The organism is Bacillus sp. 166amftsu, from assembly GCF_900107445.1.
In the GTDB taxonomy this organism is placed as follows: Bacteria; Bacillota; Bacilli; order Bacillales; family Bacillaceae_G; genus Bacillus_A; species Bacillus_A arachidis.
In genome coordinates this window covers 1-18,202 of the sequence record NZ_FNQA01000013.1, presented here as the reverse complement: position 1 = coordinate 18,202, position 18,202 = coordinate 1, and the positions used below count along the sequence as shown (strand labels likewise).

Sequence of the window (18,202 nt, the reverse complement as noted above, 5' to 3'; positions counted from 1 at the left end):
ATTGTCCCTTCTTTCTAGTTTATAATTTTCATATGATCAAACGGATAATAAATTGCTTTTAGCGTTCCAAGCACTTCTGTTTTATCGATAAGTCCTAAGCCATTACGACTATCTTTACTTACTAACCGATTATCACCCATAACAAAAATCTTATCCTTTGGAATTGTAATAGGACCAAAGTCTTCAGTTAAATTAATAAGAAGTTGTTTCGCATGCCCTCTATTCTTATCCAGGTAAGGTTCACTTTTCACTTGATGATTTACATATAATTGATCATTCTTCATCTCAATTACATCTCCAGGTAACCCAATAATTCTCTTCACATAAAAATTATCAGTCTTTACTACAATTATATCTTCACGCTCATACGTCTCAAATCTCTTTGCTAACTTATTAATAATTACTTTATCCCCATCTTGCAATGTTGGCCTCATAGATGCTCCCTGCACAGTTGTTGGAAAAAACACAAAAATCTTCACTAAAAAAAACAACAAACACGCAATAGCTAGTATTTCAAAAAGCTCACGAAAGCGATTTTTCTTTTTCATTTATTTCCCCTTTCTCTTGTCCTTCTATTATAGAACTCATTTGTAAATAAATTCTATATTATCTGTCAATTATTTGTATTATTTATCGTACATTAACAAATGGTAATTGCAAACTCAATGTCCAGTATGAATAAAAAAGAACCGCCCTCACAAGCGGTTCTTCATTTCCTATATTTCAGCATAAATAATACACATCTGTGCAGCAACATACGTTACCCAGATCCAAAGTGGATCATACTTTACTTTGCGACCACCAATATCCGTTATACCAATAATAAAATCAGAAATCACAAATAACAATCCACCAACTGCCGGAATCCACCACATTCCGTTGTGTGCATAGTATAATGCAAAGGCAAAGCACGCCATTCCCCCAACCCATAAACCATATACGAGCGCACCAATTGTAAATAGCCTATCTTGTTTTTGATTCCGAATAAAAAAGAACCAGCCAATTATTAAAAATAAACCGTATGCTGCTACCCCAATCCAGAATCCGCTCCATGAAATACCTGTTTGCAAAAATGCTGTTACATAAAAACAATGCGCAATTGCAAAGGCAACCATACCGCCGATTAACCGATGCCCAAATGGAATGAGCCCCGCCATAAATAAATCACCAAGCGTAGATAAAGTCATACCAATTGCAGCCCACTGACGATACTCTACAGATGGATCTTGTAACCAAATCCAGATTGCACCACCTGTTAAAGAAAAACTAAGGATAAGACGGATGAACAACGGTAATGGCTCATTTTTCATAGTTTGCTTTGTCTTTTTCATGGCAAAAAGCGCACCAACAATAAATAAAATAATCTGTCCAATTAATAATATGTAAATTTCATTCATAACATATACTCCTTAATGAATAGATAATAATGTTTCTTCGTGATATAACTTGCTTTTTCCTGTTTTTATCTTACCAAATAAAAAAAAAAAGAAGAACACTTCTTTTTTAAAAGGAATAATTCGTTTCCTTTAAGCTACTTTTTTCTCTTGTTCCGTTTTTTTTACATTTGGTGTTCGATTTACTACGATAATACCAGCTGCTACACATGCTAATCCAAATAAAACGAATGAATGGATTGCTTCTCCTAAAATCAGGCTAGATAACATGACACCAAATACCGGTATAAAGAACATATACATCGATACTTTTCCAACCTTGTTATATTTCATAACTGTATTCCAAATACAGAAACCTGCCGCTGATAAGAAGGATAAGTACAGTAACATAAATAGTGCTTTCGTATTAAATACAAAAGGCATAAATCCAACTTGAAAAATACCAATACATAATAATCCGATAGATCCAAAAATCATCTGGTACGCTGTCATATACCCAACATCTAATGTTTTACTTCCTTCTTTCGCTAATATATTTCCATATGAATACATCATCGCGGCCACCAAAAGTAATAATTCACCAATTCCAAAATGAAACGCCATACTCCCATCACTTGGAACATTCACAAGAATCACACCACAGAAACCGATAGATACACCGATCACTTTGCGAATATTTAATGAATCGTCTTTATACAAAAAATGTGCGAGTATGATTTGGAAAAAAGATGATGTCCCAGAAATAATAGCACCTTCAATTCCTGAACTGTAACTCATACCAATATAAAAACACACATATTGTAGGAATGTTTGAAACAAACCAATTTGCACTAATTGCTTTCCTGTTTCTTTTTTGAAGTGCATATCTTTTCCTATTGCTTTAAAAAAGAATAAGAGCATTACACCTGATAAGAAGAAGCGATAGCCAGCAAATAAGATTTGCTCGCCAACTTCATGTGGCTGAATTCCAAGCTCAACATAACTTAATTTAATAAAAGGAAATGCGCTTCCCCATAGAAATGTCGCTGCTAGTGCTGCAACAAATACACCAATCGGATGAGTAAAAAATTTCTCTGTTTTCACTTGCTGTCTTCCTTTCCGACCTTTTTATGAACAAGATTCATATATACCAAAGGAAGAGCAAAAAAACAAGTTTTTCAATTTTTCATATACGTAAAAACATATCCTCAAGTAGCAACATATGATATGATATAATATGTAATAATTACAAGATAATAACTGATAAAATTTTTCAATAGAAATGCTGCTATCCTTACGGATGGCAGCTTTCGTCGTTTTATAGGGGTTTCGATTTTGATTCTTTTTCTCAATAAGAAATTGGAAGGAGCGAGTAATAATGAACTCAGAAGTAAAAACATTACCATCAAAAAATAATATGTCTAGCCCATCTTGGAGTCAGTCATTTCAAAAACATTATGAACTAATCTTTGCAATCCTATCGGGGATTTTCATTTTATCCGGCTGGTTACTCACAAAAAACGAAGCAACAACTGCTGGAGTAGTTTTTTATATCCTCGCCTATATAATTGGTGGATATGCAAAAGCCAAAGAAGGCATCCAAGATACGATCGAAGAAAAGGAATTGAATGTGGAAATGTTAATGCTCTTCGCTGCCATCGGTGCCGCTATTATCGGCTACTGGGCAGAGGGTGCAATCTTAATATTTATCTTTGCACTAAGCGGCGCAATGGAATCTTATACGTTAAGTAAAAGCCAAAAGGAAATTTCAGCATTGCTGGATTTACAGCCTGAAGAAGCTTTACGCATTTCACATGGAACAGAAGAACGCATTCCGGTAGGTCAGTTAGAAATTGATGACATCATTTTAATTAAACCAGGTGAACGCGTACCTGCGGATGGTACAATTCATAGCGGTGAAACGAATATCGATGAAGCAGCTATCACTGGGGAACCTATCCCAAATGAGAAAAGATTGGGTGATGAAGTATTCGCTGGAACCGTAAACTTACGTGGAGCCATTGAAGTTAAAATTACAAAACGCAGTGATCAAACACTGTTCCAAAAAATCATTCGTCTCGTTCAAAATGCGCAAAGTGAAAAGTCACCATCACAACTTTTTATTGAAAGATTTGAAGGAACATATGTAAAAGGTGTACTTATTATTGTTGCTCTAATGTTGTTTGTTCCCCACTTTATACTAGATTGGAGCTGGAACGAAACATTTTATCGCGCTATGATTTTACTCGTTGTTGCTTCTCCTTGTGCACTCGTTGCTTCGATTACACCAGCAATATTATCTGCCATCTCTAACGGTGCGCGAAGCGGTATTTTATTTAAAGGTGGTATCCATCTAGAACGTCTTGCCTCAGTGAAAGCAATTGCCTTTGATAAAACAGGAACATTAACACAAGGAAAGCCGACTGTAACAGATGTTTACGTACGTGATGAAATATCAGAAAAACAGGTGTTGTATATTACAGCCTCTATCGAAAGTCACTCCACACACCCGCTTGCAGAAGCTATCGTCAAGTACGCAAAACATGCATACGACATTACATTAACGAAACCAGAAAGTGTAGAAGATATCACTGGATTCGGCTTAAAAGGAATTTTAGAAAATACAGCTTATAAAATTGGAAAGGCCGATTTTATTGGTGAAGAAGCGAAAGTATTTCATAATGGTATCGCTAATGCACTTGAACAAGAAGGAAAAACTGTTGTCTATATCAGTGATGAAGAAGGAATTCTTGGGATTATCGCTTTAAAAGATACGTTACGCCAAGAAACAATTGCTGCCATTCGCGATTTACAAAGCATTGGTGTCGAAGCCATCATGATTACTGGTGATAATGAACAGACAGCTAAAGCAATTGCAAATGAAAGCAACATCAAAGAATACTACGCATCATGCTTGCCGGAAACAAAAGTAGAAACAGTGAAACAACTAAAAGAAAAATACGGAACAGTAGCAATGGTGGGCGACGGTATTAACGATGCTCCTGCACTCGCTACAGCAAGTATTGGCGTTGCTATGGGTGAGGGGACAGACGTTGCCTTAGAAACAGCAGATGTTGTTTTAATGAAAAATGAACTCTCTCGTCTTGCACAGGCCATTCGTTTATCAAAACGAATGAATCGTATTGTGAAACAAAACATTATCTTTTCTTTAACAGTAATTGCAATGCTTATTTGTTCTAACTTTTTACAATTTTTAGCACTTCCATTTGGTGTTATCGGCCATGAGGGAAGTACAATCCTTGTTATACTAAATGGATTACGATTATTAAAAGGAAATAACTAACGGGTTCCCAAAGGGAACCCGTTTTTTAATATCTAGTTTCAACAGCTTGCACTTTTAATGGTAGCCATTATGCCCATTCGCACTGCTGCTCGTTTTATGTTTTGGATGCGAACTACTATTTTTTTTACCTTGGTTTTTATTATTGTGATTTTTTTTATTGTTACTCATATCAAATCCCCCCTGTTCCTTTTTATTATGGAACAGAACCCTATTTTCCATCACGGGAATTATTGTCACTTGCTCGATAAGAATACAAGAGACCGTTAATTTCACCACCAAGTAAAATAACCCAGGCCGTTAAATAGAACCATAACATTAAAATGATAATACCACCGAGACCACCATATGTATTTGCATAATTTGCAAATTTGTCTACGTAATAAGCAAATGAGTACGATACCACAATCCATCCAATTGTTGCAAATAATGCTCCTGATACAACCTCTTTTCTCTTTAACTTTCGATCAGGCGCAAATGTATATAAGAAACTAAATAAGGCAAATAACACTAAAAAGCTGGCTACTAATCGTGTAATACTCCATACAAAAGAAAAGCTTTCTGACAAACCGAGCGCTTTAAAAACAGCTGCTCCAATTACCTGTCCAAAAACAGGGACAATTAATGCAAAGACAATCATAAAAATTATTGCTAGTGTAAGTACAATAGATAACGCTCTCGTTGTAATGTAAGAGCGTGTTTCTTTTACGTCATAAGCACGATTAAAAGCATTCATCACTGCATTTACACCATTTGATGCAAACCATAGCATAGATAATAAACCAAATGATAACAGACCACCATTTTGTTTGTTTACAACGCTATCAACGTTCACTTCAATTAAATTCATTGCATCTTCTGGCACATAATTCTCTAATAAACTGAGCACATCCTCTGTATGAATGGGAATAAATCCAAGAAGCGTAATTAAAAAAACAAGCCCAGGAAAAATAGCAAGCAAGAAGAAATAAGCGAGCTGTGCTGCTAAGCCCGCTACATCATCTCGCATCGTTCGGTCGTATAAATCCTTCCCAAACGAAAAGACACGATTTCCCCTTGCTTTCTCTAGAAATTTTTTCATATGTCTCTAAACACTTTGCTTCTCTTCTTTATCTTGCTTCAACTCAATATATGCTTCTGTTTTTTTTTCCTCAGCAATCACTGGTTCTTCTCCCGTTACCTCTTCTAATGTTGGAGAAATTGTTTGAATTTCAATTGTTTCTGTTTTTCCTTCTGGCTCAGCTTTTTTCTTACTAAAAATTTCTTTCGTTTCTTTTAGTGTTTCAACAACAGCTGGTGTTAATTTTTTAATTTCCGCTACCTTCGCCTTTACTACATTAAAATCTGCAAGTTCGCGCCCTTTATCTGTAACAGTTTGCACCTTTTCTTTTATCTTTGCATTCTCGCCAATTTCAATCATTTTTGATTTTGCTTTTTCTGCTGTATTTTTTACTTTCTCGCGATTTTCTTTCTTAAGCATGGAAACAGCTACACCTGCTGCTACCCCAATTGCAATATTTCGAGCTATCTTATTCTTCTTTGCCATATTCCTTCACCCTTCCGTTTCTTATGTTAGAAAGTATTTCTTTCTAAGCTTTCTCAGATTCCTTGCTCATTTCGAATGAATGCTAACAATTTTGTACACCCTTCTGTTACAAGGTCATATACTTCTTGAAAGTTCCCTGTAAAATAAGGGTCAGGAACATCTGTCCAGCCACCTTCTGGAACAAAATCGGACAGTCTACCAATATAGCCTCCAGCTTTACCTAAACTTTCTAAATCCGCTATATTCTTGTTGTCCATGGCAATAATATAATCAAACTTTGTTAAATCTTCTTTTTCTACTTGACGTGCTTTAATTCCTTCAAAAGAAACTTCATTTTCTTTTAAAATTTTTTGTGTTCCTTCATGAGGTCGATGACCAATATGCCAATCGCCTGTCCCAGCGGAATCAATTTGAATTTTATCTTCTAATCCCTCTTGCACGACAAGATCACGAAAAATTGCTTCTGCCATCGGAGAACGACAAATGTTCCCAAGACAAACAAACAATACTTGAATCATATTTGTTTCTTCCTTTCTTGCGCATTTCTTATATATACGTATAGTATAAACAACCAATTATTAATTATAAAGGAAATCCCTACTAATTTAATTGGATTGAAAAGTTACATTAACGAAAATGATAAAAAATGTTAAGATATCCTTATGTTATTTCAAAGGGGGACACTTCGGTGGATTTATCCGTAAAATCGCAAGAAAATGTTGAATATATGGTAGAAGCCATTAAGGAAAAGTTACGCATGGTAAATGCAGGAGCAATGCGCGCTGAAAGCTTTAATGCAGAAATGTACGAAGATCTACGTGACATTTATGATCATGTAATGAAGCGTGAAACATTTAGCATTAGTGAAATGCAAGCTATTACAGAAGAATTAGGTACATTAATCAAAAAATAAAGAGGAGTCCCTTATACAAAGGGACTTTTTTATTTCCAACAAATTCATGACATCCTTTCGCTTTCCAACATTTATTTTCCAAATACTGTACAATAAAAATAGAACCTCATCATAGACTCCACATCTAATACTCGCCACATTACCATTGCCAGCTGTGTTTACCGGAGGTGTTTATCTATGAGCAATTGGTACAGTAAAACGAAAGATCACACAATACTTGAACTTGAAACAAATGAACAGCATGGTTTAACAGAAGATATGGTACAAATTCGGTTAAAAAAATATGGTCGAAATGAACTCACCACCAAACAAAGACGGACTTTATGGCAACGTATTTTCGCCCAAATTAATGATGTTCTCGTCTATGTTCTTTTAATTGCCGCTCTTATCTCTGCCTTTGTAGGTGAATGGGCCGATGCTAGCATTATTGCTCTCGTTGTTGTTTTAAACGCTGTAATTGGCGTCATTCAAGAATCGAAAGCAGAACAAGCTTTAGAAGCATTAAAAAAGATGGCAACACCAAAGGCAATTGTTAAGCGTGATGGTGAACAAAAAGAAATTCCATCAGAAGATGTTGTTCCAGGGGATATTGTTATGCTTGATGCAGGGCGCTATATTCCTTGTGACTTACGACTTATTGAAACTGCAAATTTAAAAATTGAAGAATCAGCGTTAACAGGTGAGTCCGTTCCTGTTGATAAAGATTCACTTTATCATCCTTCTCTTCAAAATGGAGAGCAGGTACCACTAGGTGATCAAAAAAATATGGCATTTATGTCAACACTCGTTACTTATGGCCGAGGCGTTGGTGTTGCTGTTGAAACAGGAATGAACTCACAGATTGGAAAAATTGCAACTCTCTTACATGAAGCCGATGATGATGCAACACCACTTCAAAAAAGCTTAGCACAAGTCGGAAAATATTTAGGTTTTGTAGCAGTTGCAATTTGTATCATTATGTTCCTCATTGGATATTTCCAAGGTCGAGATACGTTAGAAATGTTTATGACTGCTATTAGCTTAGCTGTAGCTGCGATTCCAGAAGGATTACCAGCAATAGTTTCCATCGTTCTCGCAATTGGTGTACAGCGTATGATTAAACAAAACGTTATCATTCGCAAACTTCCAGCCGTAGAAGCACTGGGTTCTGTTACGATTATTTGTTCAGATAAAACTGGTACATTAACACAAAATAAAATGACAGTGACTCATTTCTATAGTGACCGTACATATGACAAATTAGAAAAGTTAGACGTAAACAATGATGCTCAACGCTTATTATTAGAAAATATGATGTTATGTAACGACGCATCTTATACAGCTGACTCACAGACTGGTGATCCAACAGAAATTGCCCTTCTTGTTGCCGGTAGCAACTTTGACTTTCAAAAAGCTGCTGTAGAAGCTCAACATAGACGTGTGAACGAATTATCATTTGACTCCGAACGCAAAATGATGTCAACACTACATGAATATGGTGAAAACTATTACAGTATGACAAAAGGAGCAATTGATAAACTCTTACCTCGCTGTACCCATATCTTTATAAATGGTAGAGCAGAAATCTTAACCGAGGCAGAAAAAGAACAAATATTAGAAGCTGCCCAAATGATGTCTCAAAAAGCTTTGCGTGTACTATCTTTCGCTTTCAAACAGTATGATACACAAAACGTTAACACCGATCACATGGAAGAAAATCTTATATTTATAGGGCTTGTTGGTATGATAGATCCACCTCGAACAGAAGTAAAAACATCTATTGCAGAATGTAAGAGCGCGGGGATTCGTACTATTATGATTACAGGTGATCATAAAGATACCGCTTTTGCCATTGCAAAAGAACTTGGTATTGCTGAAAAAGAATCCGAAGTTATGATTGGAACAGAATTAGATCGTATTTCAGACGAAAAACTAGCAAATGAAATGGATCATTTAAATGTTTTTGCGCGTGTTTCTCCTGAACATAAAGTGAAAATTGTAGGAGCATTACGTGCAAAAGGAAATATTGTTTCGATGACTGGGGATGGTGTCAATGATGCTCCATCTTTGAAACAAGCAGATATTGGAGTTGCAATGGGGATTACCGGAACAGATGTGGCTAAAGGAGCAGCTGACATGGTTTTAACAGACGATAACTTCTCATCTATTGTAAAAGCGGTTGAAGAAGGCAGAAACATTTATCGCAACATAAAAAAATCAATTCTGTTCTTACTTTCTTGCAACTTTGGAGAAATTATTGCACTATTTTTAGCTATTTTACTCGGCTGGGCTACACCACTTCGTCCTATTCATATTTTATGGGTAAATTTGATCACAGATACACTCCCAGCTCTTTCGCTAGGTGTTGATCCAGAAGACCCAGATGTGATGAAAGACAAGCCACGTGGTGCAAAAGAAAGCTTGTTTAAAGGTAGTGTTTCTTTTCTTATTCTAAACGGGATTGTAATAGGACTCATCACTTTAATCGCCTTTATCTTTGGAGCAAAGCTCTATACAGGAGATACAAATATCTTCCCACTGTTCCCGTCGCAAATTGATGATGATGCTTTATTACACGCTCAAACGATGGCGTTTGTTGTACTCAGTTTTTCACAGCTCGTTCATTCATTCAACTTACGATCAAATACGAAATCAATCTTTTCAATTGGAATATTCACAAATAAATACTTAGTTTTCTCCCTACTTATCGGTGTACTTATGCAAATATGTATTATCTCAATACCGCCAATTGCCAACATATTTGGGGTACATGCCTTAACATTAAAAGATTGGGGATTTGTTATAGTACTAAGTATTATTCCACTTGTTGTAAATGAGATTATAAAAGTGTTTAAAAGAAATTAAAAGGCAATGAGGAATCTCCTCATTGCCTTTTAGTTACCCTTGTAATTCTTTTTTAATATTCTCTGTTAGTTCTGCCATACGTTTACGACTTTCTTCACGTTCACGTTTGTTTTGCTCTTCAATTTGCTGCGTTTCTTGCATACCTCTTGAAATAATATTCCATGTTTCTTCAAGTGTTTCCATTTTAATACTAGAAGAGCCAGAAAGTCTTGCTACCTCTACACTTTGCGTTGCGATATTTTGTGCGTTTTTCTTAAGTAACTCATTTGTACGACGATCAAGCTCAGCCATAGAATCAGCAACAAGCTTTTGACGTTTTGCATTCACAGCTTGAATAATTCCATTTTTAAAGATAGGAATCGTTGTAATAAACGCTGTATTAATTTTACCGATTAATTTGTTATTACCACGCTGTATCATACGAATTTGTGGTGCTGTTAATAATGCAACCATACGAGCCTTTTCTAGGTCATCAATGCGTTGCTCTAAAATTTCAACAGAGTTTCTCAAAGATTCTAATTCAATACCTGCCAATTGATCATTATTACGAACACGTTCCTCATACATTGGAACTAATTCTGTATTTAGACGTTCTAATAACATTTCTCCCGCTACTACATATTTCTCTAAGTCTAAATAATATTTTAAGTTTTGTTCATATAAGCCATCTAACGTACCAATTGATTTTTTCATTTCATCTTGGTATTTCGTAATTTCCACGTACACTTTGTCCATTTCACGGCCCATTGTTTGATACTTACTAAAGATTTGTTCAATCATTTTATCTGCTTTTTTAAACATACGAGAGAAAAATCCGCTTTTCTCTTCCGCGAAATCTTTACTATCAAATCTGTCCATAATTTTACCAAGTTGCTTTAATAATTCACCAGAATCCTCTATCTTGGATAAGGACATCGTATGTAAAATCTGATCTGCAAAACGTGAAATCTCCATAGAAGGCTCTTTACCAAGTTCGATTAATTCTAACTGGTCTTTAATATCAACAGCATTATAAATACGCTGAACTTCGGCATCTTGTCTTAGCTGCAAACGAACATCTTGCGCAGTTTGCTCATTCAATTCTGTTTTCGAATCTAGTACAACTGGATTATTCATATGTGTTTCTCCCTTTCCTTATAAAAATGGACGAAATAGTCCTTTAATTGTTTGTGATAAATTTTTATAGGCTGACGGACCCTGAAATTCAAGATCAAAATTCACTTCCTCGAGCCAATGTGAATCAAATGCTGCTCCTTCAATATATGGTTCAATATCATTTCTTCCTGTTGGATTAAAGTGTAGTACATCAATTCCAATTTGATTTAAAAATAATAATAAGACAGCATCAGAACGATTTAATTCCCCACTCTTTTCATTATTAAATATAACAATTTTTGGCACTTCTTGCGAATAATCAAATTTCTCAAGTAACTCTAAAATATGTGGTGGAATTTGGGAAAGTTGTGCAAAAACATACAAAGCTACCTCTTGTTTTGTTTCTTTCCCAACTGGTTTACAAAGTTCACTTTCGCATGTGTGAATAATCGCTTCTGCAATTCCATGTTGCAAGCCTTCTGGCAAGCGTTTATGCGGCCACCAATGACTATTCATAATTAAATCTGGATGAAGGTTCCCCCCGCGGTCTAATGCATCACGATAATGAAATTGAAAATTTGCTTTTTGTTCTTTTGTAAATGGGAATGTATTAATTAATAAACTATTATCAAATGATGTCACAGCCTTCAGTCGCTGAAAATATTCTTTATCGTTTTTGGAAACACCTGACACTTTCGCAAATAAAGATGGAATATAAATATGTTTATTTTCTACAAAGAACGTAGGACGAACAAATGCCTTTTCTTTCGTAATTAAAAAGAGTTCATCGTATGTTGTTTTCAGCGTGCGTGCTACGGGTGTGTACGTACGGAATTGCCACGGTTTATATAATAAGGAATTGTCATGATGAAGTACTTGTTCAATTTCTTTAGACGCTTGATAAGCTACTGTTGCAACTCGCTCCCGGCGTCTATCTGGAAATGGTTCTAATGAAATACGACCTGGATGTGAAATAACAAAGGTCTTCTCTTCATTATCAATGCTTTCAAAGCCATCTTTTCCTTCCGGATGATAATATAACACATCACACCCGAGCATAATAAGGAAATATAAGAAATATATACGACTCTCCTTCGCATCCCCATACCAAATGATGCGAGGCATTTGTTTCTTATAATTAATTGTCGAAAACCATTGTGCTACATAATTTTCGCTTAATTTAATTATATCAATTAAGAAACGACGAAAACCTTCTGTTTTTAAAGATTGATTATGTTGTTTCTCATACAAGGTTAATATAGCAATAAATGTTGTATGTATATAGTGTTGTAAATCAGGATTATCAACTTTAGGCAACAACTGTTTTCCTGATAAATGCGCAACAAGACGATTTACTGTAAGACCATTCGGTGCTTCCTGATGCAGTGTGAATACTTCTTGAATATGACGGAGCTTCTCAGAATCGATCACTTTATTTAAATTTTGTTCGTGTAGTACAGTAATTCCTTTTGCTTCACTATAATCAAATAATTCATTAAAATATTCATCTACATCGTTTGGGACACCAAGAATACGACAAGCTATATAGCTAAATTTCATCTCATTCTCTGTTAATTCATACTGCGGGCGCTTTTCTAAAATCGTTTCAAATTGTTTTAAATCCGCTTCGTCTTTTAATGCATGTGGATGAAGTGTAAAACGCGAAAACACGACAGTTCACCTCCAAAAAACATTTACTTTTTAAGAATTAATATCTTATCTCTTTATTATAAACTATTTTAGGTTATAAAAAATGGGCGCTCGTATAATGAGCAAACCCATTTCAATTATTTATCTTCTTTCTTAGTAGCTGCAATCTCTTCTCTGGCTTGTCCTTGTCGCATATAATGTAAAATAAATGTTACGCCAAATGCGATAACTAAAATCATAAAGAATAACCAGTGTGGCACTTCAATGTGAATAACAGATAACAACATCTTCGCTGCAATAATTAAAATTAAAATATATGCCGTTGATTCAAGCTCTGGAATACGTTCTAGTAATCTTAAGAATACACCTGCAATACCACGCATCATTAAAATACCAAGCATTCCACCTAATAGTAGAATCCAAACTTCATTGGAAACACCAAATGCTGCAAGAACGCTATCTACTGAAAATGCAATATCCATTAGCTCAACCATTACAACTGTTCCCCAGAATACGCCAAACATTCTAAAGAGAATACCGTTTTGGTTCAAGCCATGCTCTTCTTCTTCTTCATCATTTTCTTTTCGTTTATCAATGAAGTATTTAACAGAAAGCCATGCAAGGTACAATGCTCCTAATACTTTTACCCACCATAATTTAATTAAGAACATACCGATTCCAATCGCAATAAAACGGAATACATATGCACCGATTAACCCATAAAATAATGCCTTTTTACGCTTTTCTTCTGGTAAATGTTTTACCATTACGGCTAACACAAGAGCGTTATCGGCAGATAATAATCCTTCAAGTACAACAAGTGTACCAATTAATCCCCAAGATACAGGATCTTGTAATACTTTAATCCACATGTCCAAGTCAAAAAATTGGGCATACGTATCAAGGATTCCCTGTAAAATACTCATCTTACTGTTTTCCCCTATTCTTTGCTAGATTTATAGAAAGGTCAAAAAAAGGAAACGAAGTTCGTTTCCTTCTTATGCATCCAAGCCATACGCTCTTACAAGCGCACCTAATCCACCTTGGAATCCACTTCCTACTGCATTAAACTTCCACTGTCCATTATGACGGTATAACTCACAAAAGACAACTGCTGTTTCAATTGAGAAATCTTCCCCTAAATCAAAACGAAGAACTTCTTCATTCGTCTCTTCATTTGCTAAACGAACAAATGCATTTGCAACTTGTCCAAAGTTTTGATTACGCCCTTCTGCATCATAAATCGTAACTGTAATTGCAATTTTGTGCACATCTGCTGGAACTTTAGTTAAATCCACAACAAGTTGCTCATCGTCGCCGTCGCCTTCACCCGTGCGGTTATCACCTGTATGTAAAACCGATTCACATGGAGATTGTAAGTTGTTATAGAAAATGAAATTTGTTTCTTTCGTACATTTTCCATTTGCATCTAATAAAAAGGCAGATGCATCTAAATCATAATCGGATCCACCATCATATGATTTAATATCCCAGCCAAGACCGATAACTGCTTTTGTAAGACCTGGACTTGTCTTACCTAGATCAATTTTCTGTCCTTTTTGTAATTGAATAACCATATATATTCACCTCTTATGCTATGATTCTAAAAATATATACATGAGTGAAGCACATGTCCACTCATGTATATCTGTCTTATTACTCTACATCTAAACCAAAGTTATTACATAAAGCACCTAATCCACCTTGGAATCCACTTCCAATTGCATTAAACTTCCATTCACCAGCATGACGATATAATTCACCGACAACTACTGCTGTTTCAATTGAGAAGTCCTCACCAAGATCATAACGAATTAGCTCTGCGCCATTTTCTTCATCTATAATACGTACGAAAGAATTAGATACTTGTCCAAAGTTTTGGCTGCGACTTTCTCCATCATAAATTGTAATTGTGAAACAAATACGCTCAATATGTGCTGGAACATTCTTTAAGTCCACCTTAATTGTTTCATCATCGCCTTCACCTTCACCAGTACGATTATCTCCTAAATGCTCTACAGAACCGTTTGCACCCTTTGGATTATTATAGAAAACAAAATCTTCTGGACCTGATACTTTACCGTTTGCACCTACTAAGAAAATACTTACATCTAAATCAAAATCATTTTGCCCATCATAACGATTTGTATCCCAACCAAGGCCTACAAGAGCTTTAGAAAGACCTGGATTTGTTTTTGTTAAATCTACCTTCTGTCCTTTTTTTAACGAGATCGATGCCATATATTATTCCTCCTTAAATTGTATTACTGATAACGCGATACAATTTCACTTAAATTTTTATCTTGTGTACCTTCTCCAACTGCAGAAAACTTCCACTCACTGCCTTGACGATACATTTCACCTGCAACTAACGTTGTTTTCCCGCCGTAATTTTCCGATAAATTATAACGTGCTAATTCTTCACGTGTTTGTGGATTTTGAATACGAATATATGCATTTTGAATCATTCCAAAGTCTTGACGACGATTCACACAATCATAAATATTTACAACAAATACTAAACGATTAATACGGCTCGGAACTTTATGTAATTCTACGAAAATCGTTTCGTCATCACCAGCACCTTCACCAGTTAAATTATCACCTGAATGAATAACGCTTCCACAAGCAGATAGCTTATTCCCAAAGTAAACAAGATCACTTTTATTTAAAAAACGATCCTTTTCTAACATAATAACAGATGCATCACAATCGACGCTTGGTTTGCTTCCAAATAACGAAGATAGAAATCCACCCGATTGTCCAATTGGATCCCATCCTAAGCCGACCTGTAATTTTGCTACTCTTGGTTGTCCCTTCGTTAAATCAATCTTCTGTCCTTTTTCTAAAATAATAGGCATGAAGTTTCTTCCTTTCTACAAGGTATTTTCCAAATGGGAAAATATTGTATTCTTCTCTTATATTGTAGCACTATTTGTCAATTGAAAAAAAGAATAAATTTTCAATTATACGAAAACATTTACGTCACTTATTCATGACGATATAATAAGTGGTAAATTGCTCCAATCATTCCGGCATGATTGCGATTTTGTGCCAGACTAATTTCACATGTATTATAAAATTCTGGCTGCAAATACTTTCTTACCTCTTCTTTCACTTCCTCTAAAAACTTAGTACCTCTCGCTGTGATACCGCCACCAATAATAATTGTTTGCGGGTTAAAAATATAGGCAAGATTGCTAATTCCAATTGCCAAATGTTTCAAGAACACTTGAACTGCTTGTATAACCTCTGTATCCTTTTTATCGTATAACTCAAAAATTGTTTTTCCATTCCAATTGCCCTCACCTTTATATTGCTTCACAAGATGAACTAACCCTGAAATAGATGCGATTTCTTCAAAGCGTTTCCCTTCAACTAACATGTTTCCCCATTCACCAGCACTAAACGAATGTCCTCGATATAATTCCTCTTTGATAACAATAGCCCCACCAAGTCCCGTTCCAAGAGTAAGCATAATACAATTTTCCTTTTGTCTTCCCACTCCTTGCCACGTCTCTCCTAATGCTGCACAATTCACATCATTCTCAATTGAGGCGGGGACCGTTAACGTAGTTTGCAATCTATCAATAATAGGAATTCCGGCATAGCGTGGAATATGATCCACGCCGCCAGTTATCATTCCTTTATGAATATCAACTATTCCTGCTGTACTAATACCAATTCCAGAAATGGCATGTTGATTCATTAGCTCTTGAGACAAGCAAATTAGCTTTTGAACAATTTGTTCACCGCCTAAATGCGACTCTGTAGAAACCGTTTGGTGCTCTAGTAATGTTCCTATTTCTGAAACAATTCCATACTTAATTTCTGTGCCACCAATATCAAATGCAATATATTGTTTCATTCTGTCACTTCCTCTAACATTATGACTTTTATTCCCTTGCATTGAAATGATGAAATCTTAAGGTCTATGTTTAATAAGAGTTTATAAGATTTACTGATTCTGCTTTTACATAAACACTGCTATAGGCTTTATTATCTGAAACAATTTCATAGTAAGTTCCTTGTGCAGTATGAACCGTATTTTTAATAGCTACCATAATATTGCGAGATGTCGATCCAGTTTGTCCGCTTCCTAAGTTTTTGAACACTTCAGAACCTGCTTTCAATGTTCCAAGACGATATTTATTTAAATCTTTGCTACCATTCATTGAATCTATTCTATACATAAGCGATGCAATTTGTTGTCCCCAGTTCTCATCACTCGCATACATGACATTCATACCTTGTGCCTTATCTCCTAAGTTTCCACCGTTATACGTGTTTCCACTTGGCGTCAAGTAATGCTTGTCAATATATGCTGCACAAAAATCAATGCCTTCTTCCCATGTTTTAAATGCCGTTGCTCCGTTATACGGATCCGAATCTACTGCTCTAAATCCAAATAAATTTTTCTTTTCTTGTGCAATGCGACTCGTACCCCAACCAGATTCTAAAATTGCATGTGATACCAAGTATCCTGCATTCATCTTATATTTCTCTGCCGCACTTACAAAATACTTGCCTAATCCAATCAGAGGACTATTAGCATTAGATTCGCGTAAGAAATTATCAATTTCTTCACCTGTATACGTAGAAGTTACACGTAACGGTACATATTCAAAGTATTGATAGCTATCTTGTCCACCGATTTTTGTTTTATCGAATGCCTCATAGCGTTCGCCTTCTTTTAAATGCTTTGGCGCATTTCCAATTTGATACGTTGCATATTTACCAGTAGAAGAATTGTACACATAATGATACAATTTTCCATTTTTTGCTGAATAATACGAAGTTGCTGCCCCTGTCATTTTCGGATGTAATGTTACATCATCTGTATTCACATATCCTGTCAATCCATCAATTTTCACATGAATACGATTACCTACTGCTTTTATAAACTCTAAGTCTGCTCCACCTTTTACATATGTAACTTTCTTCCCTGTTGCAATATCATAAATATTAATGACACCATTTGCTCGAACAAACCCTTGCTTCATATTCACAATTTTGCCACCGCTTGTAATGTAAGCATCTTCTTTCATATTTTTCATAATTTGCTCAGCTTCTACTTCATTTGGCTTTTGGATCTTTTGAGATGAAGTAACAATTTCATACGAAGAAGAACCTTGTGTCATTTTTAAGAATTGTAATGAAACATAACCTTCTCCTCCACTAAAACGAACTTTTGCCCAGCCATTCTCTTTAGCAACAATAGTAACGGTCTCGCCATTTTTCAAATGACCAATGATTGTGGTTCCTGTAGATGGACCTTTACGAACATTTAATAAAGAAGCATTTACAACTGCTCGTTCCTCTATAACTTGTCCAGGATCAGTTGGGTTTGTAGGATTCATTCCAATTTGAACAAACTCTAGTGATATGTACCCTTCTCTTCCTTTGTAATTAATCTTCGCCCATCCATTTGCTTTTCCTAGGATTGTTACTTTCTCGCCATTTTTCAAGCTTCCAAGGAT

Annotated in this window: 17 protein-coding genes; 3 read left to right on the top strand and 14 right to left on the bottom strand. The window is 35.5% G+C overall.

What is annotated here, in order from left to right; genetic code table 11:
- Nucleotides 1-14 precede the first annotated feature (14 nt).
- The 3 genes from lepB to BLV40_RS21000 form a co-directional block, all read right to left on the bottom strand.
- Nucleotides 15-548 carry a signal peptidase I gene (lepB, locus tag BLV40_RS21010; RefSeq protein WP_026592482.1) on the bottom strand — a complete coding sequence of 178 codons (534 nt, stop codon included), beginning with the start codon at nt 546-548 and terminating at the stop codon, nt 15-17.
- Between the two features lie 168 nt (nt 549-716).
- Entirely contained in the window at nt 717-1,397 is a 681-nt protein-coding gene (locus tag BLV40_RS21005; RefSeq protein WP_026592481.1) for a lysoplasmalogenase, read from the bottom strand.
- A 129-nt stretch (nt 1,398-1,526) separates the two neighbouring features.
- Nucleotides 1,527-2,477, bottom strand: a complete 951-nt coding sequence (locus BLV40_RS21000; RefSeq protein ID WP_090693574.1) for a DMT family transporter — start codon at nt 2,475-2,477, stop codon at nt 1,527-1,529.
- A gap of 274 nt (nt 2,478-2,751) precedes the next feature.
- On the opposite strand from BLV40_RS21000, the gene BLV40_RS20995 reads away from it, so the two are divergent.
- Entirely contained in the window at nt 2,752-4,677 is a 1,926-nt protein-coding gene (locus tag BLV40_RS20995) for a heavy metal translocating P-type ATPase (protein WP_090693571.1), read from the top strand.
- Between the two features lie 208 nt (nt 4,678-4,885).
- Here the strand turns inward: BLV40_RS20995 and BLV40_RS20990 are convergent, their stop codons facing one another.
- From BLV40_RS20990 to BLV40_RS20980, 3 genes are read right to left on the bottom strand one after another with little or no spacing between them, the layout of a single operon-like run.
- Nucleotides 4,886-5,755, bottom strand: coding sequence for a YihY/virulence factor BrkB family protein (locus tag BLV40_RS20990; RefSeq protein ID WP_026592478.1), 870 nt, complete (start codon nt 5,753-5,755; stop codon nt 4,886-4,888).
- 6 nt (nt 5,756-5,761) lie between these two features.
- Complete coding sequence (locus BLV40_RS20985; RefSeq protein ID WP_026592477.1) at nt 5,762-6,220, bottom strand: DUF4075 domain-containing protein; 459 nt, start codon at nt 6,218-6,220, stop codon at nt 5,762-5,764.
- A gap of 53 nt (nt 6,221-6,273) precedes the next feature.
- Nucleotides 6,274-6,738, bottom strand: a complete 465-nt coding sequence (locus BLV40_RS20980) for a low molecular weight protein-tyrosine-phosphatase (RefSeq protein ID WP_026592476.1) — start codon at nt 6,736-6,738, stop codon at nt 6,274-6,276.
- Nucleotides 6,739-6,908: 170 nt separating this feature from the next.
- Here BLV40_RS20980 and BLV40_RS20975 point away from each other — a divergent pair, with 170 nt between their 5' ends.
- Entirely contained in the window at nt 6,909-7,133 is a 225-nt protein-coding gene (locus tag BLV40_RS20975; protein WP_026592475.1) for a DUF1128 domain-containing protein, read from the top strand.
- Nucleotides 7,134-7,310: 177 nt separating this feature from the next.
- The gene (locus tag BLV40_RS20970; RefSeq protein ID WP_026592474.1) at nt 7,311-9,977 is read left to right on the top strand and encodes a cation-translocating P-type ATPase; all 2,667 of its coding nucleotides are present in this window, start codon (nt 7,311-7,313) and stop codon (nt 9,975-9,977) included.
- A 33-nt stretch (nt 9,978-10,010) separates the two neighbouring features.
- Here BLV40_RS20970 and BLV40_RS20965 read toward each other — a convergent pair whose 3' ends face one another.
- The 8 genes from BLV40_RS20965 to BLV40_RS20930 form a co-directional block, all read right to left on the bottom strand.
- Complete coding sequence (locus tag BLV40_RS20965; RefSeq protein ID WP_026592473.1) at nt 10,011-11,093, bottom strand: toxic anion resistance protein; 1,083 nt, start codon at nt 11,091-11,093, stop codon at nt 10,011-10,013.
- Nucleotides 11,094-11,111: 18 nt separating this feature from the next.
- A complete protein-coding gene (locus tag BLV40_RS20960) occupies nt 11,112-12,743 on the bottom strand; it encodes a YceG family protein (RefSeq protein ID WP_090693564.1) in 1,632 nt (543 codons plus the stop codon).
- A gap of 116 nt (nt 12,744-12,859) precedes the next feature.
- Complete coding sequence (locus BLV40_RS20955) at nt 12,860-13,648, bottom strand: TerC family protein (protein WP_026592471.1); 789 nt, start codon at nt 13,646-13,648, stop codon at nt 12,860-12,862.
- Nucleotides 13,649-13,720: 72 nt separating this feature from the next.
- A complete protein-coding gene (locus BLV40_RS20950; protein ID WP_026592470.1) occupies nt 13,721-14,299 on the bottom strand; it encodes a TerD family protein in 579 nt (192 codons plus the stop codon).
- Nucleotides 14,300-14,378: 79 nt separating this feature from the next.
- Nucleotides 14,379-14,963, bottom strand: coding sequence for a TerD family protein (locus BLV40_RS20945; protein ID WP_026592469.1), 585 nt, complete (start codon nt 14,961-14,963; stop codon nt 14,379-14,381).
- Between the two features lie 23 nt (nt 14,964-14,986).
- Nucleotides 14,987-15,583: a TerD family protein gene (locus BLV40_RS20940; protein ID WP_090693560.1), complete on the bottom strand. Its 597-nt coding sequence runs from the start codon at nt 15,581-15,583 to the stop codon at nt 14,987-14,989.
- A 128-nt stretch (nt 15,584-15,711) separates the two neighbouring features.
- On the bottom strand, nt 15,712-16,590 hold the full coding sequence (locus BLV40_RS20935; protein WP_090693556.1) for an ROK family protein: 879 nt from the start codon (nt 16,588-16,590) through the stop codon (nt 15,712-15,714).
- A 70-nt stretch (nt 16,591-16,660) separates the two neighbouring features.
- On the bottom strand, nt 16,661-18,202 hold a 1,542-nt coding region (locus BLV40_RS20930; protein WP_170833686.1), incomplete at its 5' end, for an SH3 domain-containing protein.

Coding starts and splice junctions, on each gene's coding strand:
- lepB (WP_026592482.1), bottom strand. CDS start 548: ATGAAAAAGAAAAATCGCTTTCGTGAGCTTTTTGAAATACTAGCTATT.
- BLV40_RS21005 (WP_026592481.1), bottom strand. CDS start 1,397: ATGAATGAAATTTACATATTATTAATTGGACAGATTATTTTATTTATT.
- BLV40_RS20995 (WP_090693571.1), top strand. CDS start 2,752: ATGAACTCAGAAGTAAAAACATTACCATCAAAAAATAATATGTCTAGC.
- BLV40_RS20990 (WP_026592478.1), bottom strand. CDS start 5,755: ATGAAAAAATTTCTAGAGAAAGCAAGGGGAAATCGTGTCTTTTCGTTT.
- BLV40_RS20985 (WP_026592477.1), bottom strand. CDS start 6,220: ATGGCAAAGAAGAATAAGATAGCTCGAAATATTGCAATTGGGGTAGCA.
- BLV40_RS20980 (WP_026592476.1), bottom strand. CDS start 6,738: ATGATTCAAGTATTGTTTGTTTGTCTTGGGAACATTTGTCGTTCTCCG.
- BLV40_RS20970 (WP_026592474.1), top strand. CDS start 7,311: ATGAGCAATTGGTACAGTAAAACGAAAGATCACACAATACTTGAACTT.
- BLV40_RS20965 (WP_026592473.1), bottom strand. CDS start 11,093: ATGAATAATCCAGTTGTACTAGATTCGAAAACAGAATTGAATGAGCAA.
- BLV40_RS20955 (WP_026592471.1), bottom strand. CDS start 13,648: ATGAGTATTTTACAGGGAATCCTTGATACGTATGCCCAATTTTTTGAC.
- BLV40_RS20950 (WP_026592470.1), bottom strand. CDS start 14,299: ATGGTTATTCAATTACAAAAAGGACAGAAAATTGATCTAGGTAAGACA.
- BLV40_RS20945 (WP_026592469.1), bottom strand. CDS start 14,963: ATGGCATCGATCTCGTTAAAAAAAGGACAGAAGGTAGATTTAACAAAA.
- BLV40_RS20940 (WP_090693560.1), bottom strand. CDS start 15,583: ATGCCTATTATTTTAGAAAAAGGACAGAAGATTGATTTAACGAAGGGA.
- BLV40_RS20935 (WP_090693556.1), bottom strand. CDS start 16,590: ATGAAACAATATATTGCATTTGATATTGGTGGCACAGAAATTAAGTAT.